The 23415-nt window shown below is 61.9% G+C and carries 17 protein-coding genes; 13 read left to right on the top strand and 4 right to left on the bottom strand.

Annotated elements, in window-relative coordinates; all coding sequences use genetic code 11:
- The first annotated feature begins 208 nt into the window (after positions 1–208).
- The 5 genes from NT26_RS15435 to NT26_RS15415 all read left to right on the top strand — a co-directional run bounded on the left by NT26_RS15435 (position 209) and on the right by NT26_RS15415 (position 5617).
- Positions 209–1225: an ABC transporter substrate-binding protein gene (locus NT26_RS15435; protein WP_052640040.1), complete on the top strand. Its 1017-nt coding sequence runs from the start codon at positions 209–211 to the stop codon at positions 1223–1225.
- 90 nt (positions 1226–1315) lie between these two features.
- The gene (locus tag NT26_RS15430; RefSeq protein WP_052640037.1) at positions 1316–2779 is read left to right on the top strand and encodes an ATP-binding cassette domain-containing protein; all 1464 of its coding nucleotides are present in this window, start codon (positions 1316–1318) and stop codon (positions 2777–2779) included.
- Entirely contained in the window at positions 2776–3717 is a 942-nt protein-coding gene (locus NT26_RS15425; protein ID WP_052640035.1) for an ABC transporter permease, read from the top strand. Before NT26_RS15430 ends, NT26_RS15425 begins: the two co-directional genes overlap by 4 nt.
- A 2-nt stretch (positions 3718–3719) precedes the next feature.
- A complete protein-coding gene (locus NT26_RS15420) occupies positions 3720–4658 on the top strand; it encodes an ABC transporter permease (protein ID WP_052640033.1) in 939 nt (312 codons plus the stop codon).
- Between the two features lie 29 nt (positions 4659–4687).
- Positions 4688–5617: an SMP-30/gluconolactonase/LRE family protein gene (locus NT26_RS15415; protein WP_052640031.1), complete on the top strand. Its 930-nt coding sequence runs from the start codon at positions 4688–4690 to the stop codon at positions 5615–5617.
- Between the two features lie 388 nt (positions 5618–6005).
- Here NT26_RS15415 and NT26_RS15410 read toward each other — a convergent pair whose 3' ends face one another.
- Positions 6006–6995 (bottom strand): LysR family transcriptional regulator, encoded by a 990-nt coding sequence (locus tag NT26_RS15410; protein ID WP_082077721.1) that lies wholly within the window; start codon positions 6993–6995, stop codon positions 6006–6008.
- Positions 6996–7145: 150 nt separating this feature from the next.
- Here NT26_RS15410 and NT26_RS15405 point away from each other — a divergent pair, with 150 nt between their 5' ends.
- From NT26_RS15405 to NT26_RS15395, 3 genes are all read left to right on the top strand, one after another.
- Positions 7146–7943 carry an alpha/beta hydrolase fold domain-containing protein gene (locus NT26_RS15405; protein WP_052640029.1) on the top strand — a complete coding sequence of 266 codons (798 nt, stop codon included), beginning with the start codon at positions 7146–7148 and terminating at the stop codon, positions 7941–7943.
- A 54-nt stretch (positions 7944–7997) separates the two neighbouring features.
- Positions 7998–9188, top strand: a complete 1191-nt coding sequence (locus tag NT26_RS15400) for an efflux RND transporter periplasmic adaptor subunit (protein WP_052640026.1) — start codon at positions 7998–8000, stop codon at positions 9186–9188.
- 113 nt (positions 9189–9301) lie between these two features.
- Positions 9302–12484: an efflux RND transporter permease subunit gene (locus NT26_RS15395; RefSeq protein ID WP_052640023.1), complete on the top strand. Its 3183-nt coding sequence runs from the start codon at positions 9302–9304 to the stop codon at positions 12482–12484.
- A 126-nt stretch (positions 12485–12610) separates the two neighbouring features.
- Here the strand turns inward: NT26_RS15395 and NT26_RS15390 are convergent, their stop codons facing one another.
- The 3 genes from NT26_RS15390 to NT26_RS15380 all read right to left on the bottom strand — a co-directional run bounded on the left by NT26_RS15390 (position 12611) and on the right by NT26_RS15380 (position 17431).
- Entirely contained in the window at positions 12611–13534 is a 924-nt protein-coding gene (locus NT26_RS15390) for a response regulator transcription factor (RefSeq protein ID WP_052640021.1), read from the bottom strand.
- The gene (locus NT26_RS15385; RefSeq protein ID WP_052640018.1) at positions 13527–16904 is read right to left on the bottom strand and encodes a hybrid sensor histidine kinase/response regulator; all 3378 of its coding nucleotides are present in this window, start codon (positions 16902–16904) and stop codon (positions 13527–13529) included. Before NT26_RS15385 ends, NT26_RS15390 begins: the two co-directional genes overlap by 8 nt.
- Before the next feature lie 89 nt (positions 16905–16993).
- Positions 16994–17431 carry a DUF488 domain-containing protein gene (locus NT26_RS15380; RefSeq protein ID WP_052640016.1) on the bottom strand — a complete coding sequence of 146 codons (438 nt, stop codon included), beginning with the start codon at positions 17429–17431 and terminating at the stop codon, positions 16994–16996.
- Between the two features lie 209 nt (positions 17432–17640).
- Here NT26_RS15380 and urtA point away from each other — a divergent pair, with 209 nt between their 5' ends.
- From urtA to urtE, 5 genes are all read left to right on the top strand, one after another.
- Positions 17641–18930 (top strand): urea ABC transporter substrate-binding protein, encoded by a 1290-nt coding sequence (gene urtA / locus NT26_RS15375; RefSeq protein ID WP_052640014.1) that lies wholly within the window; start codon positions 17641–17643, stop codon positions 18928–18930.
- Between the two features lie 195 nt (positions 18931–19125).
- Entirely contained in the window at positions 19126–20733 is a 1608-nt protein-coding gene (urtB, locus tag NT26_RS15370; protein WP_052640012.1) for an urea ABC transporter permease subunit UrtB, read from the top strand.
- Positions 20730–21890 carry an urea ABC transporter permease subunit UrtC gene (gene urtC, locus NT26_RS15365; RefSeq protein ID WP_052640010.1) on the top strand — a complete coding sequence of 387 codons (1161 nt, stop codon included), beginning with the start codon at positions 20730–20732 and terminating at the stop codon, positions 21888–21890. Before urtB ends, urtC begins: the two co-directional genes overlap by 4 nt.
- Before the next feature lie 3 nt (positions 21891–21893).
- Positions 21894–22655: an urea ABC transporter ATP-binding protein UrtD gene (urtD, locus tag NT26_RS15360; protein ID WP_052640008.1), complete on the top strand. Its 762-nt coding sequence runs from the start codon at positions 21894–21896 to the stop codon at positions 22653–22655.
- Between the two features lie 2 nt (positions 22656–22657).
- Entirely contained in the window at positions 22658–23353 is a 696-nt protein-coding gene (gene urtE, locus NT26_RS15355) for an urea ABC transporter ATP-binding subunit UrtE (RefSeq protein WP_052640006.1), read from the top strand.
- Positions 23354–23415: the final 62 nt, after the last annotated feature.

Raw genomic sequence — 23415 nt, 5'->3', positions numbered from 1 at the left:
AAGCGCCGTCCGGCGACGCTTGTCTTGCGGGATCCCGCATATTTAACGCGATCCTCCGCATCAAGCTTGCTCGGATACGCCTTTGCAAGGCCGATCTTCTCCTTCATTCTTTTCAAACTGACGCCTGGGCGCCAGTAGAAAGATCAGTCGACGGGACCGTTGAGGAGCGGACCTGACAGATGAGCCCGCGGGGCACAGGGAGGAAATCATGACCATCAGGAAGATGCTTCTGGCATCGATCGCGCTTGCGGTTGTAGCCGTACCGGTCTCCGCTTCGGCCGAGACCGCCGACAAGAAGATTGCACTCTCCAACAACTACGCCGGCAATTCCTGGCGCCAGGCAATGTTGACGAGCTGGGACAAGATCACGAAGGAGGCCGTCAGCCAGGGCACTGTCGCCGCGGCGGATGCGTTCACCACAGCAGAAAACCAGGCAACGGAGCAGGCGGCGCAGATCCAGAACCTCATCCTTCAGGGATATGATGCGATCGTTCTGAATGCCGCATCTCCGACGGCCCTCAATGGCGCCGTCAAGGAAGCCTGTGATGCAGGGATCATCGTGGTCTCGTTCGATGGCATCGTCACCGAGCCGTGCGCATGGCGCATTGCGGTGGACTTCAAAGCGATGGGCGAAAGCCAGATCGAGTACCTCGCCGAGAAGATGCCCGACGGCGGAAACCTTCTCGAGATACGCGGTCTCGCCGGGGTCTCGGTCGACGACGAGATTCACGCGGGCATCCAGGCGGGCGTCGAGAAGAACCCGCAGTTCAAGATTGCGGGCTCCGTCAATGGCGACTGGGCGCAGGACGTCGCCCAGCGTGCAGTCGCCGGCATCCTGCCGAGCCTGCCGGAGATTGCCGCAGTCGTGACCCAGGGTGGTGACGGCTACGGCGCTGCACAGGCCTTTGCCGCGGCCAACCGGCCGATGCCGACCATCATCATGGGCAACCGCGAGGACGAGCTGCGCTGGTGGAAGGAACAGAAGGACGCGAACGGCTACGAGACGATGTCCGTTTCGATCGCGCCGGGCGTATCCACGCTGGCTTTCTGGGTCGCGCAGCAGATCCTCGATGGCAAGGACGTGAAGAAGGATCTCGTCGTGCCATTCCTGCGGATCGACCAGGACAATCTCGAGGAGAACCTCGAGAACACCGAGAAGGGCGGCGTCGCGAACGTCGAGTACTCGCTGGAAGATGCGCAGAAGGTAATCAGCGCAGAGATGTAGGAGCGGAGCTCCTCCTCCCGGACCGGATGCGGCTGATGATCAGCCGCATCCGGTACTTGTGTCGCGAACGGCTGGCAAGACAGCATCTCCATGGATAACGCAGTGCTCAATCAAGAGGTCGTAGCGGCTCGCGGGGTCAAGGTGGCCTTCGGTGCGGTGAAGGCGCTGGACGGCGCCGACCTAGTCATTCGAAACGGAGAGTGCGTCGGACTGGTGGGTCATAACGGGGCTGGCAAGTCCACCATCGTCAACGTGATCAATGGCGCGCTCTCGCCTCAGGAGGGGACGGTGGCCTACGGCGGAGAGACAGGTTCTCCGGGTATTTCCCGTGCCCGGGCGAATGGAGTGCGATGCGTATTCCAGGAGCTGTCGCTGTGCCCCAACCTGACGATCGCCGAGAATGCGCGGATCATGCACGGTGACCTGGGAGGCGGTCGCTGGCGACGCCGCGGAATCGATCTCGTCAGCAAGCAATTGTCCGACATCTTCCCGGACCACCGCATTGACTGTGCCAGCGTGATCGAGGACCTCAGCATTGCCGAGAGGCAGATGGTCGAGATTGCGATCAATTTCGCTGCCGTCTCTGCAGCGCCGAAGCTTGTCATCCTGGATGAACCTACGTCGTCGCTCGATGCTGCTCTTGCCGGGCAACTCATGGCCTACGTGCGCAGGTTCGTCGGCTCCGGGGGCTCCGTGCTGCTGATCTCACACATCCTAGGTGAAATTCTCTCAACCTCCGACCGGATCGTCGTGATGAAGGACGGCAAGGTGGTCGCCGACAGGGCTGCCCGGGAGTTCAATACGCGGCGTCTCGTCGAAACCATGGGGAGCGTCGTGCGGGAGCGCGCCGAAAGGCGCGTCTTCGGTCGCGAACGGCGAGCACCGATCCTGTCCGTTCCTGCGGCGTCTGCCTCCGACATGCGCTTCGAGGCGTTCGAGGGCGAGATCATCGGCCTGGCTGGCCTGGGTGGGCACGGACAGACCGAGGCACTCCTCGATCTCTATCTGTCGGCGAACAGCAACTGGCTGCCAGCGCGCGAGCCGAAGATGGCTTTCGTGGCAGGAGACCGCGGCCTGAACGGCACGTTCCCGCTCTGGAGCATATTGAAGAATCTCAGCGTTTCCTCCTTGAAGACGCTCTCGTCGCGCAATCTGATCGACGCTGAACAGGAGGGTCGGGTCAGCGAAGGCTGGAAAAAGCGGATCGAGATACGTACCCCGACCATGCACAATCCAATCCTGTCTCTGTCAGGCGGGAACCAGCAGAAGGTCCTCTTTGCCCGCGCCCTTGCAACCTCCGCCAAGGTGGTTCTCATGGACGACCCGATGCGCGGCGTCGACATCGGAACGAAGCAGGAGGTCTACGACATTCTTCGCGCGGAGGCCGAGAGCGGCCGGACCTTTATCTGGTACTCCACCGAAATGGACGAGATCTGCCTCTGTGATCGCGTCTATGTTTTCCGTGACGGAGCGATTGCGGCTCATCTCACCGGTGACGACGTCAGCGAGGAGAACGTGCTGGCAGCCTCCTTCGCAGGAGGTGAAGCGGCATGAAGCTCTCTTCGGGTGCCATAAGAACGATTCTGCCGGCAGTCTCGCTGGCCGTGCTGCTTGCCGCGGTCTTCTACATGCAGCCTAGGGCCATGAGCTACACGGGTCTGAACCTCCTGTTCAACCTGGCAGTCCCTATCGCGCTCGCGACCGTGGCTCAGATGCTCGTCATGGCGGTCAACGACCTTGACCTTTCCATGGGCGCGTTCGTCAGCTTCTGCGCCTGCGTAACCGCAACATTCCTGCAGGCCTCACCCGCTATCGGGATATTGATCCTGGCCGGTGCCATTGCTGTTTACGCCGCGCTCGGTGTGATCATCCACCTGCGGCAGCTACCTTCGATCGTGGTGACGCTGGGGATGAGCTTCGTCTGGGCAGGTCTGGCCGTGCTCATGCTGCCATCACCGGGAGGCGCGGCGCCGGACTGGGCTCGGGCGCTCATGACCGCGAAGCCGCCATACGTTCCTATGGCCATTGTCGCCAGTGTCGTGATTGCCGCGCTAACGCATATCCTCGTCATGCGCTCCACATTCGGCGTGTTGATCCGGGGCGTTGGCGGCAACATGCGCTCGGTGGAAAGGGCGGGGTGGTCGGTCATCGGCATCCGCGCGGGAGCCTATGCGCTTGCGGGCTTCTTCGCCGTGCTGGCGGGGATTGCGCTCGTGGGGCTCACCACGTCCGCCGACGCGAACATTGCGCTTCGCTATACGCTGCTGTCCATCGCCGGGGTAATCCTGGGCGGCGGCGAATTTGTTGGCGGGCGGGTATCCCCGGTAGGCGCGGTAATCGGGGCCCTGACGCTGACGCTTGCCGGATCCTTCCTGTCGTTCATGCGCATTTCTCCTGACTGGCAGATCGGCGCGCAGGGAGCGATCCTCATCATCGTGCTGGCGATGAGGCTTGCATTGAACCGGATGGAAAAGCGGGAGAAGGTGCGGTGATCATGAACAGCCTCTCCGGCAAGCCGTGGATCTGGTCTTTTGCTGCGACTGTCGTCGTTTGGGTCGTTACGGTCCTGTTCACGGGCGGCTCGAGCTCGCTGGGCCTGACGCAGGCCGCGCTGACCTTTGCCGCGTTTTCGATCGTGGTCGGGATCGGCCAGATGTTCGTGATCACGCTCGGGCCTGGCAACATCGACCTTTCGGTTCCCGCGACCATGACCCTGTCCGGCACCGTCGCTCTCAAGGTCATGGACGTCCAGGACAGCATGATCCTGCTTGGCCTGATCCTGGCGGTAGCCATCGGCGTTACGATCGGCGTCGCCAATTTTGCCCTCATCAAGCTGCTGCGGATCCCGCCGATCATTGCCACGCTGTCGATGAGTTTCATCGTGCAGTCTTCTGCAATCTGGACCAATCGCGGTTTGCGCATCAAGCCTCCGGAGGCGCTGGCGGATTTCAGCACCTCGTACACGCTCGGTGTTCCAAACGTGGCGATCGTTGCAGCAGCGCTGTCGGTCATCGCCTGGGTTCTGCTGGAGAAGACGATTTACGGCCGCTGGATTTCGGCGATCGGGCAGAGCCCGTTCGCAGCGAGGATGGCCGGCATTCCCGTCGATGGCACGCGCTTCGTCACCTATGTCCTTTGCGCCGTTCTCGCCTCGCTGTGCGGATACCTGCTGGCCAGTTTTTCGGGAGGGGCCGCCCTCAACATGGGTGCCGAGTATCTGCTGATGTCCATTGCTGTCGTGGTCATCGGTGGCACGGCAGTCGCTGGAGGCAATTCGAACGTGCCGGGGATCTGGGGAGCCTCTCTCTTCATGTTTCTGGTGGTGTCGATGCTCAACACATACGGCTTCGGGGCCGGCGTCCGCCTCATCCTCACAGGACTCATCATCATCGGCGTGATACTCGCCGCAGGCGGCAAGCCGGCGGCGCGGTAACTGCTTCATCAAACCAACGGACGATACGCATGGGAAAGCCAGAGTCGATCTACGAAATCCATGACGAGCGCTTCCGCCAGCTGATAGTTGGAAGCTCTGATCTGGATCAGCTTTACTCCGGTTGCAGGTGGGCGGAAGGACCTGTGTGGTTTGCGGACCTGCAGTGCCTCATCTTCAGCGATATCCCCAATCAGAGGATGCTGCGATGGGTGGAGGAGGGCGGCGTTTCCGTCTTCAGAGCGCCCTCCAATTTCGTCAACGGCAATACCCGTGACCGGCAGGGCCGGCTGGTTTCCTGCGAGCATGGTGGGCGTCGGGTGACCCGCACGGAGATCGACGGATCCTTGACCGTCCTTGCCGACCGGTACGGTGGTCGTCGGCTGAACTCGCCCAACGACGTTGTCGTGCGTTCCGATGATACGATCTGGTTCACCGATCCCACCTACGGCATTCTCTCCGACTATGAAGGCTTTCAGGCGGAGCCAGAGCAGGCCACCCGCAATGTCTACCGGCTGGACCCGAAGAGCGGCGAACTGACTGCGGTCGTGACAGACTTTGGCCAGCCGAACGGGCTCGCATTCTCTCCGGACGAGAGGATACTCTACGTCGCCGATTCCGCCTCAAGCCACGACCCGAACGCACCTCGACATATCAGGGCGTTCGATGTCGACGATAAGGGGGGGCTCTCCCACGAACGCGTCTTTTGTGAGATCGACAAGGGTTTGCCAGACGGGTTCCGCGTCGATGTCCAGGGCAATGTCTGGACGAGCGCGGGCGACGGAGTTCACTGCTTCTCTTCCGAAGGCGACCTGCTCGGAAAGATTCTCGTGCCGGAGACCGTGGCGAATGTCGCCTTCGGCGGGCCGCGCCGGAATCGCCTCTTCATCACCGCCAGCAAGAGCCTCTATGCCGTCTATCTCGCGGTACGTGGCAGCCCAACTACGCGACGTGAAGCGTGAGACGCAGGGCATTCCCTGTTTCTTCCACGAGGATGAGCATCTGGGGACATCCTGGACGACTTGGAGCCTGGGGCGCAGCCTGGCTACCGGCTATTTGCCGCCTCAAGGGCCTGGCCGAATTGCGGGGCGTTGCAGCGGCACTGGCTGATTTTGCGTCTTTCTCCCCGCCACCCCGCCCATCGTCCTCTTCGGGGTGTTGTCGCGTGACTTGCAGGTTAGGCTTTAACCCCAACGCCGACGCAGTTGCCCTGCCGTCCGCAGGCTGTTGTGCGGCCGATCGAAGCTACAAGGGACTGGTGGATGGAATGTATTAGAGTTTCCTTCAAATCCGGCCCAAGCTGCTTGTGATCTTGGCGCATCGGCAGTCAATGCCGTTGCGCCGAGTTCGTTATTCGGCCGCGACAACGACTGGAGTGGGGGCCGCGGTGACCTTCTGCTTCTTCCCGGCGGAAATCGCGCGAGGCGGTGGGGCGTCGCTGGCGCTGGTTTCCTTCAGGAGCCTGACCAGCCAATCGACGAAGACGCGGACGCGGTTGCCGAGGTGCCGGGTGCGAGGATAGACGATGTAGAGCGGCATCGAATCTCGCTGCCATTCCGTCATGACCTCCACCAGTTCGCCCCGTTCCACGGCCTCCCGAACCATGAATTGCGGCGCCTGTACCACGCCCATGCCGGACAGAGCGGCGGCGACGTAGCTGCGGCTGTCGTTGACCGAGACCGCATAGCGGGGCGTGATCTCCAGGGTCTCTTCCCCCCGCCGGAACTCCATCGGCAGAACCTTTCCGGCCTGGGCGTTGAGATATCCGACGGAGAAGAAGCGCGCTTCGAGATCCCTCGGATGTTCCGGCATGCCGAACATCTCGATGAAGCCGGGAGACGCATAGGTCTTGAGGCTCATCTCGCCAACCTTGCGGGCGATCAGCGACTGGTCGGTCGGCGTGCCTGCCCTCAATGCGCAGTCGACATTTTCGGCGATGTAGTCCACGAGCCGGTCGCCAACCCCGATATCGAGCGAGATCTGCGGATACCTGCAGTAGAAGTCGCACAGCGATGGAATGACAATCAGGTCGGCAAAGGCCCCGGCCATTTCCACGCGAAGTCGGCCGGATGGCTGTGCCTGGGAGGAGGAAATGCTACCGTCCAGTTCGTCGAGGTCGGCCAGGAACTGGGCCGCGCGCTCGTAATATAGCGCACCCTCCGTCGTCACGGCGACCTGACGGGTGGTGCGGTTCAGGAGCTTTGCCTTGAGGTGTCCCTCCAGGTTCTGCACCATGTTGGTCACGGTTGTCTTGGACATGTCGAGCGAGCGGGCGGCGCGGGTGAAGTTCCCGGTTTCGACGACACGAACGAAGGCACGCATAGCAGAAAGTTGATCCATGGCACGATCTCGTTGCGAGGCAACATTGTCCCGATATAGTGGATAGTGAAGTACGAACGGGAAACTTGTGCGGTTTCCACTGAACAATAATATCAGGTGGCATCAGGGAAACAAGAAGCTGCCTTGAGTAAAGAGCAGGCAGAGGTTTCGATGGAGATGCGATGGGAACAGGTCGAGTTGGGTTTGCCGGCCGCAACAACCATGCCGGTGCGTTTCTATGAGCCACCGGTAAAGGTAAAGGCTCCCCCGCTCGTCCTATACCTGCGCGGCGGTGCTTTCCAGCAGGAAGGGACTGCCGAACGTGAAACGCCCATCGCCAGAGCGCTTGCCAATGGCGGCGCGATTGTTGTCGAGGCGGACTACGGAAGCATCTCGCAGAACATGTTTCCCGGCGCCGTCGAATGCGGTCTTGCAGCGTTGCGCAGCCTAGCCGCACGGCGACGCAAACTGGGCAGTGCCCGGTCTCCGATTCTGATTGCAGGCGAGGAGGCCGGTGGAAATGTGGCGGCAGGCATTGCTCTCAAGGCTCGGGACCAGATGCCGGGAGTCCTTGCAGGGCAGGTGCTCCTGTCGCCGCTGATCGACCCGACGATGAGTTCGGTGTCGATCCGCAGGGCGGATGCGATCGGCATGCGGGAGCGCTGGTCCGATGGCTGGATGCATTATCTCGGCGGATTTTGCGGGTTCACGCATCCTTATGCCGCGCCTTGCATGTGTTCGCGCTTGGCCGCCGTTGCGCCTGCGCTGGTGGTGACGGCGGAGGACGATCCGCTGAGGGACGAGACGCTCGGATACGCCGACCGTCTGTCCGAAGCAGGTGTGAAAGTGCGCCGGCATGTCTTTCCTGCGGGAAGCGGCTGGTCGGGAATTTATAACGAGGAGGACGGGGCGTGGCTGTCGGAATTGAGCGCCCAGTTTCGTCTTTTCGTTCAGGAGTTGCGTCGGTAACGGCTTGATTTGAGAAGGTGGCGGCCCGCCTCAGGGGGCCGCAAGGAGATTGATATGACGAAGAAGCTAAGCTGGGCCCTCGCGGGCGCCGGAGCGATACTGGCCGTCTCGTTGTCAGGAGCTGCGGTCCATTTCGATTTTGACGGTTTCGATTTTGCACGTGATGCCGAGGCGACCCAGGCCGAGGCAGCACCAGCGCCCGCTATCCCGGTGACGGTGGCTGCCGTGGAGCCGCGCAGCATCACCACCTGGCAGGAATTCTCCGGCCGGCTCGAAGCTGTGGACCGCGTCCAGCTGCGGCCACGGGTGGCGGGAACCATTCAGGCGGTCCATTTTCGGGAGGGTGGATTGGTCTCCGCCGGGGACCGGTTGATCACCATCGATCCTGCTCCCTATGCCGCGGCCGTGGCGCAGGCGGAAGGGCAGGTTGCCTCCGCGAAGGCCCGTCTTGACCTTGCGGCTACGGAACTGCAGCGGGGCAAGACCCTGCTTGAGAAGAAAACGATCTCTCAGAGCGAACTCGCCCAGCGGCATGGTGCGGAACGGGAAGCCGCGGCGAGCCTGCGCTCCGCGGAAGCGGCTCTCGAACTCGCACAGATCAACCTCGGCTATACCGAGATCAAGGCGCCAATTTCGGGTCGAGTCGGTAGGCTAGAGATAACCGAAGGCAACCTCGTCGGTGCCGGAGATGCTGCCCAGGTTCTGACGACGCTCGTCTCCGTCGATCCGATCTATGCAAGTTTCGACGCCGGCGAGGATATCGTTGCCCGGATACTGGCCGAATTGCCGTCGCAAGGCGGCGTTCGTGCGCTCGAACAGGTCCCGGTGGAGATCCAGACGCTTGGCGGCGAGGAAGCGGTTCGCGGAAGGCTGCAACTAATCGACAACGAGGTGAGCGCCACAAGCGGCACGATCCGCCTGCGGGCGATCTTCGACAATCCGGACGGTCGGTTGATACCGGGCCAGTTCGTGCGGGTCCGCCTCGGCCAGCCAAAGGAGAAGGAGCACCTGCTCGTCAGCGAGACGGCGGTAGGGTCTGACCAGGACAAGAAGTTCGTCTTCGTCGTGGATCAGGCCAATACGGTCGCCTACCGCCAGATCAAGCTCGGTGCTGCAGTCGAGGGTGAGAGAATCGTGGAAAGCGGCCTGCAGCCGGGCGACCGGGTGGTCGTCAATGGCCTGCAGCGCATTCGTCCGGGCGCGGTCGTCGAACCGCAGACTGCAGCGGAAGTCGCCAAAAAATAAAGCCGGCGAACGCCGCACTCTGAACCTGAAACGCACCTGATGCTCGCGACACTTCCTGTCGCGGGCACGGCTTTCCCATGCCTTGTTATCAGCCCTGGAGAGAGGGTACCGACATGAATATTTCCAGATTTTTTGTGGATCGCCCCGTCTTCGCGGCCGTCCTGTCAATCCTGATCGTGGTGGCGGGCCTGATCGGCCTGCGCGCCCTGCCGATCTCGGAGTACCCGGAGGTCGTGCCGCCATCCATCGTCGTGCGGGCCACTTATCCCGGCGCCAACCCTACGGTCATTGCCGAGACGGTCGCAACACCTCTCGAAGAGCAGATCAACGGCGTCGAGGACATGCTCTACATGTCCAGCCAGGCGACGTCGGATGGTGTCCTCACCGTTACCGTGACATTCAAGCTCGGCACTGATCCGGACAAGGCCCAGCAGCTTGTCCAGAACCGGGTGGCGCAGGCCGAACCGCGCCTGCCGGCCGAGGTGCGGGCACTGGGCCTCACCACGGTGAAGAGTTCGCCGGACTTCATCATGGTCGTCAACCTGGTCTCGGAGGATAACGGCTACGACATCACCTATCTCCGCAACTATGCGACCCTCAACATCAAGGATCGCCTCGCCCGCATCGAGGGCGTCGGCCAGGTCCAGGTCTTTGGGGCCGGCGACTATTCGATGCGCGTCTGGATCGACCCGCAGAAGGCGGCGGAGCATGGGCTTGCCGCCAGCGACATCAGCAATGCCATCCGGGCGCAGAATGTCCAGGCGGCGGCAGGCATAATCGGCGCATCGCCTAGCGTTCCCGAAACCGGCCTCCAACTGAACGTCAATGCGCAGGGACGTCTCGAAACGCCGGAAGAGTTCGGTGCCGTCATCGTCAAGAGCGGCGAGAATGGCGAGATTACCCGGCTGCGCGACGTCGCGCGGATCGAGTTGGGAGCTGCCGATTACACGCTGCGCTCGCTGCTGGACGGACAGCCCGCCGTCGCCGTCGCCGTCCTGCAGGCACCGGGTTCGAACGCCATCGAGATTGCCGACAACGTCACGGCGACGATGGACCAGTTGCAGCTCGCAATGCCCGAAGGCGTGAAGTACGAGATCGTCTACGACACCACCAAGTTCGTTCGCGCGTCGATCGAAAAGGTGGTGGAGACGCTTCTCGAGGCGGTGGCGCTGGTTGTCCTGGTGGTCATCCTCTTCCTGCAGACCTGGCGCGCCTCGATTATCCCGCTGATCGCTGTCCCGGTCTCCATCATCGGCACCTTCGCCGTTATGTATGCCTTCGGCTTCTCCATCAACGCGCTGACACTCTTCGGCCTTGTGCTCGCGATCGGCATCGTCGTCGACGACGCGATCGTCGTTGTCGAGAATGTCGAGCGAAACATCGAGAACGGCCTCTCGCCCCGCGATGCCACCTATCGGGCGATGCGGGAAGTGTCGGGACCGATCATCGCGATCGCCCTGGTGCTCGTCGCGGTCTTCGTTCCGCTCGCCTTCATTACCGGCCTGTCAGGTCAGTTCTACCGGCAGTTTGCGCTGACGATCGCGATCTCGACCGTGATCTCGGCCATCAATTCGCTGACGCTGTCGCCGGCGCTGGCAGCCCTGCTTCTGAAGGACCATCATGCGCCGAAGGACTGGCTGACGCGTTTGATGGACCGGCTGTTCGGCTGGTTCTTCCGAGGCTTCAACCGCGCCTTCGGCGCCGCGTCGAGCGGCTATGGCCGCACCGTTGGCGGACTGCTGTCCCGCAAGAGCCTGGTCATGATCGTCTATCTGGCGCTGGTCGGTGCCACTTACAGCGTGTTCACGACAGTCCCTGGCGGTTTCGTGCCGGCACAGGACAAGCAGTACCTGATCGGCTTCGCCCAGCTCCCGGATGGCGCCACGCTCGACCGGACGGAAGAGGTCATCCGCAAGATGAGCGACATCGCGCTGGAGCAGCCGGGTGTGACGCATGCCATCGCCTTCCCCGGATTGTCCATCAACGGCTTCACCATCGGTTCGAATGCGGGCATCGTCTTCGCGGCGCTCGATGATTTCGAAAACCGGAAGACACCCGAGCTTTCGGGCGGCGCCATCGCCATGGCGCTGAACCAGAAGTATGCCGGAATTCAGGAAGCCTTCATCGCCATGTTCCCGCCTCCGCCGGTCAACGGGCTTGGCCAGACGGGCGGCTTTAAGTTGCAGATCGAAGATCGCGCCGGCTATGGCAACCAAGTCCTGGATGAAGCCACCAAGGCCGTGCTTGCTAAGGCCTATCAGACACCGGAACTGGCCGGCATATTCTCAAGCTTCCAGATCAACGTGCCGCAACTTTTCGCGGATGTGGACCGAGCAAAGGCCGAACAGCTGGGTGTGGCGGTGACAGATGTCTTCGAAACGCTGCAGATCTACCTCGGCTCCCTCTATGTCAACGACTTCAACGCCTTCGGCCGTACCTACAGCGTTCGGGTTCAGGCGGACGCGAAGTTCCGCGCGGAGGCGGAGGACATCGGTGAGCTGAAGGTGCGTTCGCGCTCGGGAGAGATGATCCCGCTTTCGGCGCTCCTTAAGGTGGAGGAGACGACGGGACCGGAGCGGACGACCCGCTACAACGGCTTCCTCTCGGCTGACATCAACGGCGGCCCGGCGCCGGGCTATTCGTCGGGGCAGGCGCAGGCAGCGATCGAGAAGATCGTCCGGGAGACGGTGCCGCAGGGGATCGACTTCGAATGGACGGATCTCACCTACCAGGAGATCCTTGCCGGCAATTCCTCGATCGTCGTCTTCCCGCTGGCGCTTCTCCTCGTCTACCTCGTGCTCGCGGCGCAGTACGAGAGCCTGACGCTGCCGCTGTCGATCATCATGATCGTGCCCATGGGCGTCCTGGCGGCACTGACAGGCGTGTGGCTGACGGGCGGCGACAACAACATCTTCACCCAGATCGGTCTCGTGGTGCTGGTGGGATTGTCGGCGAAGAACGCAATCCTGATCGTCGAGTTCGCCCGCGAACTGGAGCTTGAAGGGCGCACTCCGTTCGACGCTGCAGTTGAAGCAAGTCGCCTGCGTCTGCGTCCGATCCTGATGACGTCGATGGCCTTCATCATGGGCGTCGTGCCGCTCGTGATCTCCACCGGAGCGGGAGCGGAGATGCGTTCGGCAATGGGCATTGCCGTGTTTTCCGGCATGATCGGTGTGACCTTCTTCGGCATCTTCATGACGCCGGTCTTCTACCTGCTGGTGCGCATCCTCACGGGTCGCCGTCCCCTGCGGCGGTCCGGTATGCAGGAGGTCCCCGCTCTCTCTCCAGCGGAGTAGCGCCTCCTGTGCCGCGCGGGCCCGGCCATCGGGCCTGCGCGGCTTCCGATCAAGCGATACGGGCAGGAAGAGCGCGGCAAGCAGCCCGCGGCTCAAGAGGTTCAGCGTGTCGCAGCCTTGGGCAGACTACATCGAATAAAGAACCTGCGCGGCCTTCACGGCTGCCGATGCGCGGTTCTCGACGCCGAGCTTTACGTAGATCTGCTCCAGGTGCTTGTTCACCGTTCGCGCGGAAAGGCCAAGAATCTCCCCGATGTCACGGTTTGACTTGCCCTTGGCGATCCATTCCAGCACCTCCGACTCCCGTGTAGTGAGGACGAAATGCTGGCGCAGTATGTTCGACCCTGATCGGCCGCCGGAGCCGCTGAGGCGGAACAGGAATTCATCGGCGCCGATTGCTCCGAGAAAAGTAAAGTTCAGGCTGGTTTCGCTGTCAGGCGCAAACGAGAAGGAAGCGTCTCGCGGGCCACCTCCATGGGCCTGTTCGGAGAGCCAGCCAGCGAGGCGAACTGCCACTGCCTCCAGACCGGTGTCGCTACCCGTTGCGGCGTCGACCAAGCGCATGGCTTGCGGCGTCGACCAGTGGATGCTGCCGTTGCGGTGGATTGCGAGCAGGTGGCGGCCGGCCGCGTCGAGTGCCACGCGCGCGCTCTGGGCCGAGCGTGCGTTTGCGAGATGGACACGTATGCGTGCCCGCAATTCGTCGATATCGATAGGCTTGCTCAGGTAATCAACTCCGCCGGAATCGAGCGCATGCACAATGTGCTCCGTCTCCGTCAGCCCGGTCATGAAGATCACCGGGACCTGCGAGACAGAGGGATTGGCCTTCAGCCTTTGGCAGGTGGCGAAGCCATCCATGGCCGGCATCACGGCGTCGAGCAGGATCAGGTCGGGCGTGATGCGATCGACGATATTGAGCGCCGCCAGGCCGGACGTCGCGATCAGCACGGAGAACCCAGATTGCTCCAGGGCTTCGGTGAGGAAACCAAGGGCTTCGGGACTGTCGTCCACCAGGAGCACGATGTCGCGGGGATGGGCGGCGTCAGTCATCTGTCGTGGTTTCTCCGATGAAGCGGTTCAGGAAGGTCATGTAGCCGTCGAAGTCGAAGGCCTGGACATAGGTGCCCAGTTCGGCCGCGAAGGGCCGGTATTCCTCCGTATGCGCCAGATCGGCAAGCTTTGTCTCGATCCCCCGCACGTATCCGATCTCGCCGAGCCGCAACAGGTCATGGAGATGATTTTCTCCTGGGCTCACCAGTTTTGCCGGCGAGGGTAGGGCGATGGCAGCTTGATCGCTTTCGTAGATCCAGGTCAGGCCGAGATGAACGGCCAGGCGGTCGCTCAGCTGGCGCATGTCGACTGGCTTGCCGATAGCATCATTGTGGCCTTCGGCGGTGGCGACCGAGCCATCGCCGATATTGGCAGAGAGCATGACGATCGGTGCCGTCTGCCCACCGTCGCGCAGCTTCGTCACCAGATCCCAGCCACTCATGCCCGGCATGGAAATATCCACGAGGAAGAGGTCCGGTCGCACACCCTCGATCAGTGTCAGGCAGTCCGGCCCGCTTGCCGCCGTGAGAACCACAAAGTCCATCGGCACGAGCAGTTCCCGCATCAGGTCGCGATGATCCTCGTTGTCGTCGACCACGACGATTGTGCGTCGCAGACCGCTGTAGGAAACGATGCGGCGCTCCGGGGCGGGCGCGGTGCTGGGGCGATCTACGGCCGCGAGCATCAGCCGCACCCTGAAGGTCGAGCCCTCGCCCTCTGTGCTGGCGACAGAGATCTCGCCGCCCAGGGTGTTTGTGAGCAGCCGCGTGATGGTCAGGCCGAGACCAAGTCCCGGCATCGGTTTCACCGTGTCGGCTTCGCCGCGCTGAAAAGGCTCGTAGATGCGCGTCTGGTCCTTCTCAGGAATACCGCGTCCGGTGTCGCTGACGGTGAAGGTTGCCACCTGGCTCCTATAGGCAATCTCGAAGCGGACGGCTCCGGCATCGGTGAACTTGATCGCGTTGGAGAGCAGGTTGACGAGGATCTGGCGTAGCCGCTTCTCGTCGGTGCGTACGTAGAGCGGCAGGCCGCGGGCGCGCTCGTGCTCGAACTTGAGGCCCTTCGCCTGCGCCTGCAGCGAAAACATCTCAACGATCTGGTCGAGGAAGTCCTGAATGTTGATCTCGTTGGAGTAGACCTGCAGTCGGCCTGCCTCGATCTTGGAGATGTCGAGCAAGCCGTCAATCAGACCCGACAGGTGATCTGCGGAGCGCTTGATGACCTTAATCGCCGACTGCCGAGGCGCGGGGATGGTTTCGTCCCGCTCGAGGATCTGCGCATAGCCCAAGACGGCGTTGAGCGGCGTGCGCAATTCGTGGGAGAGGCCGACGACGTAGCGGCTCTTCGCCCTGTTGGCCGCCTCCGCCGTCTCCTTTGCCTGCTGCAGGGCGGCATCCGTTTTCTTGTGCGCGGCGATCTCGCGCAGGAGCAGGGTGTTCTGGCGCGAAGATTCTTCTTCGGCCACGACCCGGCTGTCATGGGCGAGCACGTAGAACCAGGAGACGACACCGGCGATGATGGCGAAGACGAAGAAGACGATGATGATCGTGCTGTAGATGACCTCGGCATTGGCCGGTGCCGCGAGCCCCACCTGATACGCGATCATGGCGAGGATGGCGCCAATCACCGAGATGGAGAGTGTCGCCGCCAGGGCGTAGCGGCCGAGACGCGTGGTTAGCTTCGCGACGACGGTCTGCGGCAGCACCGCTTTCGCCACCGCGCCCACCTGCGCATGGAGCCGCGCGTTCGGCTTGCACATGTCGTGGCAGCGGCTGTCGAGCGAGCAGCAGAGCGAGCAGATCGGCGCCGCATAGGCCGGGCACCAAGCCATGTCCTCGGGCTCGAAGGGGTGCTCGCAAATGGAGCACGTAATGGAGCCGAGGCGCTTCCAGCTGTGACGGGGCTTGCGAGCGAGGTAGAACTTGCCGTTGGTCGCATAGGCGATGGCCGGCGACAGCAGGAAGGCGATGAGCGTCAGATAAGTGGAGAGCGACGCCATTACCGGCCCGAACAGGCCCAGATGGGCGGCAAGCGCAATGGCAGCCGACCCGCCCATGGCGCCAAGGCCGACCGGGTTGATGTCGTAGAGATGCGCCCGCTTGAACTCTATGCCGGGTGGAGACAGGCCGATCGGCTTGTTGATGAAGAGGTCGGCAGAGATGGTGCAGAGCCAGGACATGGCGATGATGGAGAAGATGCCAAGCGTTGCTTCGAGCAGCCTGTAGATGCCGAGTTCCATCAGGAGAAGGGCGATCGCCACGTTGAAGATCAGCCAGACCACACGGCCGGGGTGGCTGTGTGTCAGGCGCGAGAAGAAGTTCGACCAGGCAAGCGAACCCGCATAGGCGTTCATCACGTTGATCTTCAGCTGTGAGACGACCACGAATGCCGCCATCAGCAGGAGCGCGGCAGTGTCGTTCGGGATCATGTAGCCGAAGGCCGCCAGGTACATATGCGCCGGGTCCGCCGCTTCCTGAGCCGGAACGCCGGTGGAGAGCGTGAGCACGGCGAGAAAGGAGCCGGCCAGAAGCTTCGGCACGCCGACCACCACCCAGCCGGGTCCAGCCAGGAAGACTGCAAGCCGGTGCCACCATTTCCGCTGGCCCCCGGCCGGCAGGAAGCGCAGGAAATCCACCTGTTCGCCGATCTGCGGCATCAGCGCCAGGATAACGGCGGACGCGGCCCCGAATTCCAGGAGGTTGAAGGGGGCTGCACCTGCGACCTCGCCGTTGGAGTGATCGATACCGGCAAAGGACCGCCACAGGTCGAACTTCTCCCAGTCAAGGAAGGCGATGAAGACGAAAGGCAGGATGTTGAGCACGATCCAGAAAGGTTGGGTCACCAATTGGAATCGCGAGATCAGCCGAACCCCGTAGATGACCAGAGGGATCACCACAACGGCGCTGATGATGTAGCCGATCCAGGACGGGATGCCGAAAGCCAGCTTCAGTGCGCCGGTCATGATCGACGCTTCGATCGCAAACAGCATGAAGGTGAAGCTCGCATAGATGAGCGATGTCACCGTCGAGCCGATATAACCGAAGCTTGCGCCACGGGTCAGCAGGTCGATGTCAACCCCGTGGCGGATCGCATAACGGCTGATTGGAAGGCTGACCCCCAGCATGGCGACGGCGGCGGCGATGATGGCAAAGAAGGCATTTGTGGTGCCGTAGGAGAGGGTAATCGTGCCGCCGATTGCCTCCAGCGCCAGAAAGGAGATAGCACCGATTGCCGTGTGAGAAATCCGGGTTGCGGAAAAGCGCCGGGCGCTCTTGGCAGTAAAACGTAGAGCATAGTCTTCCAGCGTCTGGTCCGCGACCCAGCGGTTATACTCCCGGCGAACCGGAACGATGCGTTGCCGTGCGGCCATGCCTAATAACTAGCGCCTTCATGAATTTGACTTCCTATTAGGCACCTTCATGTGCGGCAACGGGTTTGGCAAGCCCCATGGAAGCAGGATTACAAGTGTTTGACGGCGAGCCTGCCGCCCCATTTGCCGTTCAGGTATTCGCAGACCAGCGTACGGTGGCAGTGGTGTGGCTTGTCTTCCGAGCAGAGAAGGCAGGCGTCGCCGAAAGCCTCAGCCCGGAACTGGCTCTCGATCTTCCGTTCGGCCATCAGCCGAAGAAAGGACTCCCGGAAGACGGTCCAGTCGCCCTTCAGCTTCTTGAAGGACGTCATGATCTCCTCGGTCGGCGCCAACAGCGGCTCGTGTGCGTAGTCTGCGCCGCAAAGCTCTCGCAGGAAGAACGGCAGGTCATCGGCCTTGGCAAAGCCCGCAAGTTGCGAACTGTTGTGCAGGCGAACGTCGATCACCTTCTTGACTCCTGCAGCCTTGATCCGGCCAAAGAAGTTCTCGGCGCTCGTCTTTGTGAAGCCGATTGTCATGACGTTCATCTGATCCTCCCGCTGCGATCCATTTCAGACGCCGAATGCCTGCTGTCAACGGGATGGGTTCAGCCGCTCCAGTCGACCTTTCCCTCTTCTCCCCCTCCGGTACGTCATTCTACGTATACGGGTTTGCGCTGCAGCATCGGATAGTACCTCCAGCAACGGCGAAAGCGTCCTGCTTCCGGTTGCGAACGAACAAGAAGAGGGGTTCGATCATGAAGATTTCAGCAAAGCTTGGAGGCGCGCTGCTAGCCGCTGCGCTCTCCACCACAGCCTTCCACGGTGCGCTTGCCCAGGAAGACACGATCAAGATTGGCGTACTGCATTCCCTGTCGGGCACGATGGCGATCTCGGAAACGACTCTGAAGGACGCCATGCTGATGCTCGTCGAGGAGCAGAACAAGAAGGGCGGCGTGCTCGGCAAGAAGCTCGAAGCCGTCGTCGTCGATCCGGCATCTGATTGGCCGCTGTTTGCCGAGAAGGCTCGCCAGCTGATTTCGCAGGACAAGGTCGCGGCTGTCTTCGGTTGCTGGACATCATCGTCGCGCAAGTCCGTCCTGCCGGTATTCGAGGAACTGAACTCGATCCTCTTCTACCCGGTCCAGTACGAGGGTGAGGAATCGTCGCGCAACATCTTCTACACGGGTGCTACGCCGAACCAGCAGGCCATCCCCGCCGTCGATTACCTGGCAGAGACTGAAGGTGTCGAGCGCTGGGTGCTCGCCGGTACGGACTACGTCTACCCGCAGACCACGAACAAGATCCTCAAGGCCTACCTGATGTCGAAGGGCGTCGCCGAGGAAGACATCATGATCAACTACACGCCCTTCGGTCATTCCGACTGGCAGACGATCGTGACGGACATCAAGAACTTCGGATCTGCCGGGAAAAAGACCGCCGTGGTCTCGACCATCAACGGCGACGCCAACGTGCCCTTCTATAAGGAACTCGCCAACCAGGGCATAAAGGCGGAAGACATTCCGGTCGTTGCCTTCTCCGTCGGCGAGGAAGAACTGGCCGGTCTCGACACCGGGCCCCTGGTCGGCCATCTGGCTGCCTGGAACTACTTCCAGTCCGTTGAAAGCGAGGCAAATGCCGAGTTCATCGAGACCTGGCATGCCTTCACCAAGAACGACAAGCGCGTGACCAACGACCCGATGGAAGCCGCCTATATCGGCTTCAATGCCTGGGTGAAGGCTGTCGAAGCGGCCGGCACAACCGATACCGACGCAGTTCTCGATTCGATCATCGGCGTTGCGGTGCCGAACCTGTCGGGAGGTTATTCTACGGTGATGCCGAACCACCACATCACCAAGCCCGTGCTGATCGGTGAGATCCAGGCGGACGGCCAGTTCGAGGTTGTCCAGGAAACTCCTTCCGTCGTCGGGGACGAATGGTCCGACTACCTGCCAGATTCCAAGGACCTGATTGCAGATTGGCGCAAGCCGATGGAGTGCGGCAATTTCAACGTCGCCACCGGCAAGTGCGGCGGCAAGGGCAGCTGATTAAGCAGGCAAGGTAAGCAAGCCCCTCGACTAGGCCTCTGTCCCACGCGGGGCAGAGGGACGAGCCAGGGCGGACTTCCGCGGAGCCAGAGAGGACGCGGGAAACTTCTTTCTCCCCCCAACGGGGAGAAAGTGCCGGCAGGTGGATGAAGGGCAGCAGCTTCATGCACCATCTGATCACTGCGGGGGTGAAGCATGTTTATCCGTTATCTCGGTACGATCTTCCTGATCTTCTCTTTAGCCGCCTCCGCCTTCGCGCAGAGTGCTGATCCAAAGCCGCTGCTCGACCAGCTGAGCAAGGCGAATTTCAAGCAGGCGGAAGAGCTGATTGCGCAGATCGCCGCGACGGGTGATGCGCGGGTCGTACCGGCACTGGAAGCCTTTGCCGAGGGCGATCTCTACGCCCGCAAGTCCGATGGCGTCGTGTTCATGACCAGGGCTGCCGGCTCAAAGCTGGAGCTGCTGGATCCGTTGACCGGAGAGAGCGCCGGCGAGGTTCCGAAAACCGCCGTCAGCAAGGTCAAGGTCAACAACAATCTGCGCCGCTCCATCCGGACCGCACTCAGCAGCCTGACGCTGATGAGCCCGAACCCAGAAGCCCGGCTGCAGGCGGCCAACACCATGCTTGCCGCGCCAAGTGAAGATAATCTCGAGCTTATCGAAACCGCTCTTGCCAAGGAAACCGATGGGGAGGTGCGGGCCAGGATGGAGGAGGCGCGGGCCGTATCGCTGCTCAACTCCGGCCGCTCCATAGAGGCTAAGCGCGACGCTATCGAGACGATCCGCAATCACGGCGGGCGCGATGCAATCGGTGTGCTACGCGGTGCCTACGGCTCCGTCGACGCCAGCCTTCAGCCGGACATCGACAGGGCGATCGGCGCGATCGAGAGCGAGATCGTACTTTGGGATATGGCACAAAACGTCTGGTACGGGCTGTCGCTTGGCTCGGTGCTGCTGCTCGCGGCAATCGGGCTCGCCATCACCTTTGGGGTGATGGGCATTATCAACATGGCGCATGGTGAGATGGTGATGCTCGGCGCCTATTCCACTTTCGTCGTCCAGGACATCATTCGTTCCAGCACACCGCAGCTCTTCGACTGGTCGCTTGCCATTGCGCTGCCTGTGGCCTTCCTGGTGACGGCGGCGGTCGGACTGGCGATCGAGCGTGGTGTGATCCGCTTCCTTTACGGGCGTCCATTGGAAACCCTGCTCGCCACTTGGGGAATCTCACTCATCCTGCAGCAGGCGATCCGGTCGATCTTCGGGCCGACGAACCAGGAGGTCGGCAACCCTTCCTGGATGTCCGGCTCCTTTCCGCTTGGCGGCATGACGGTCACCTGGAACCGCATGTGGATCATCCTTTTCTCGCTTTCGATCTTCGTTGCGCTGCTGGTGCTGATGAAGAAGTCGTCCTTCGGGCTGCAGATGCGGGCGGTGACGCAGAACCGGCGTATGGCTTCGTCCATGGGCATCCGCACACCTTGGGTTGATGCCTTCACCTTTGCGCTTGGTTCCGGCATTGCCGGTATCGCTGGCGTGGCGCTCAGCCAGATCGATAATGTCTCGCCGAACCTCGGCCAGAGCTACATCATCGACAGCTTCATGGTCGTCGTGTTCGGCGGCGTCGGAAACCTCTGGGGTACCTTGGTCGGCGCTCTGTCGCTTGGGGTCCTCAACAAGTTCCTGGAGCCTTGGGCCGGCGCCGTGCTCGGCAAGATCCTCGTGCTGGTGCTGATCATCCTCTTCATTCAGAAGCGACCGCGCGGCCTCTTCGCGCTCAAGGGAAGGGCGGTGGAAGCATGATCACCGGTTTTGTTCTTCGCGCGCTGGACGGCAAGATCGTCGTCGCCATCGGCATCCTGCTTGCGATTGCTCTGCTTGTGCCGGCGTTGAACCTCCTGGTGCCGCCCGAAAGTGCCTTCCACGTTCCGACTTACGCGGTGTCGCTGTTCGGCAAGTATCTCTGCTACGCACTGCTGGCGCTCGCACTGGATCTCGTCTGGGGCTATTGCGGCATCCTCTCGCTCGGCCACGGCGCCTTCTTCGCGCTCGGGGGTTATGCCATGGGCATGTACCTCATGCGCCAGATCGGTAGCCGCGGCGTCTATGGCGATCCGGTCCTGCCGGATTTCATGGTCTTCCTCAACTGGCAGGAACTGCCGTGGTTCTGGTACGGTTTCGACATGTTCCCCTTCGCCATGCTGATGGTGCTTGTGGTGCCGGGGCTGCTTGCCTTCCTGTTCGGCTGGTTCGCCTTCCGCAGCCGCGTCAACGGCGTGTATCTGTCGATCATCACGCAGGCGATGACCTACGCGCTGATGCTTGCCTTCTTCCGCAACGACATGGGCTTCGGCGGCAATAACGGACTGACGGACTATAAGGAGATCCTTGGCTTCCCGGTCCAGGCCGCCGGCACGCGCAACGTGCTGTTTGCGATGTCGGCCATCATGCTGGCGCTCTGCCTGCTGATTGCGTCGGCCATCGTTCGCTCGAAGTTCGGCAAGGTGCTGGTCGGGGTGCGCGATGCCGAAAGCCGTGTACGCTTCCTCGGCTTCCGGGTGGAGAACATCAAGCTCTTCACCTTTGTCGTCTCGGCCATGATGGCGGGCATTGCGGGTGCGCTCTTCGTGCCGCAGGTCGGCATCATCAATCCGGGCGAGTTCGCGCCGGCCAATTCCATCGAGGTCGTCGTCTGGACGGCCGTCGGCGGGCGCGGGACGCTGATCGGCCCAATCATCGGTGCGGTCCTCGTCAATGCCGGCAAGAGCTTCTTCACCGGCGCCTTTCCCGAGTTCTGGCTCTATGCGCTGGGCGGCCTGTTCATCGCGGTCACCCTGTTCCTTCCCAAGGGTATCGTCGGCACGATCCAGCAGGGCTGGAACGCCCGCAGGCAACTGAGGGCGGCGGCGGAACGAGAAAAGGGCAGGGATGCCGATCTCCTGCCGCAAGCGGCGGAGTAGGGCATGACAACGGTTGCCGAAACACGCGCGAAGAGCCTGCTTTATCTCGACAACGTGTCTGTATCCTTCGACGGCTTTAAGGCGTTGAACGCGCTTTCCTTCGTGGTCGAGCCGGGTGAGCTTCGGGCCATCATCGGCCCCAACGGCGCCGGCAAGACGACGATGATGGACATCATCACCGGCAAGACCCGCCCCGACAGCGGTACGGTACTGTTCGAGGACACGATCGATCTCACCAAGCGGGATGAAGCAGATATCGCCCAACTCGGCATCGGCCGCAAGTTCCAGAAGCCGACGGTGTTCGAGAGCCATAGCGTCTGGGATAATCTGGAGCTCGCACTTAATCGTTCCCGCGGCGTCTTCGCCACGCTGTTCTATACGCTCACGGCCGAGGATCGCGCCCGCATCGAGGAGATCCTCGAGACGATCCGCCTGACGCATCGCAGGGACGAGCTCGCCGCCAACCTCTCGCATGGCCAGAAGCAGTGGCTGGAGATTGGCATGCTACTGGCGCAGGAGCCGAAGCTTCTGTTGGTTGACGAGCCGGTGGCCGGCATGACCGACGCCGAGACTGCCGAGACGGCCATCCTTTTGCGCGACATCGCCAAGACACGCTCGGTGGTCGTGGTCGAGCACGACATGGGCTTCATCCGCGACCTCGGCGTGAAGGTGACGTGCCTTGCGGAGGGCTCAGTGCTGGCCGAAGGATCGATCGACTTCGTCTCGAGCGATCCGAAGGTCATCGAGAATTATCTGGGGCGTTAATCATGCTGACGGTAGACAACATCAACCTGCACTACGGCGCCGCCCAGGCTCTTCGCGGCGTTTCGCTCAAGGCGGAGATGGGAAAAATAACTTGCGTGCTGGGGCGCAACGGCGTCGGCAAGAGCTCGCTCCTGCGCGCCATCACCGGACAGCACCCGGTGAGCGCCGGAACGATCCGCTTCAACGAGGCGCCGCTGAACGGGCTGGCACCTTATGCACGGGCGAAGCACGGCGTCGGCTACGTGCCGCAGGGGCGGGAAATCTTTCCGCTGCTGACCGTTCAGGAGAACCTGGAAAGCGGCTTCGCACCGCTGCAGCGCAAGGAACGCTTCATCCCGGAGGAGATTTTCAGCCTGTTTCCCGTCCTCGGCAGCATGCTGTCACGGCGTGGCGGGGACCTCTCCGGCGGGCAGCAGCAACAGCTAGCGATCGGCCGCGCCATGGTCATGCGGCCGAAGATCCTCGTACTCGACGAGCCGACGGAAGGTATCCAACCGTCGATCATCAAGGATATCGGCCGCGCCATCCGCTACCTGAGGGATTCGACCGGCATGGCGATCCTGCTGGTCGAACAATACCTGGATTTCTGCCGCGAACTCGCGGACCAGGTCTACATCATGGACCGCGGCGAGATAGTCCACGAGGGTAGAGCCGAGTCTCTGGATACGGAAGAAGCTCGTCGGCATCTAACAGTATGAATTCTGACGTGAATGAACTATTTTTCATCAACTATATGGTGCGCATATTTTTTAGACAATGA

Source organism: Pseudorhizobium banfieldiae (assembly GCF_000967425.1).
GTDB classification, from domain to species: Bacteria; Pseudomonadota; Alphaproteobacteria; order Rhizobiales; family Rhizobiaceae; genus Neorhizobium; species Neorhizobium banfieldiae.
Note: the sequence above shows the minus strand (reverse complement) of the source record. Positions and strands in the feature narration are given on the sequence as shown.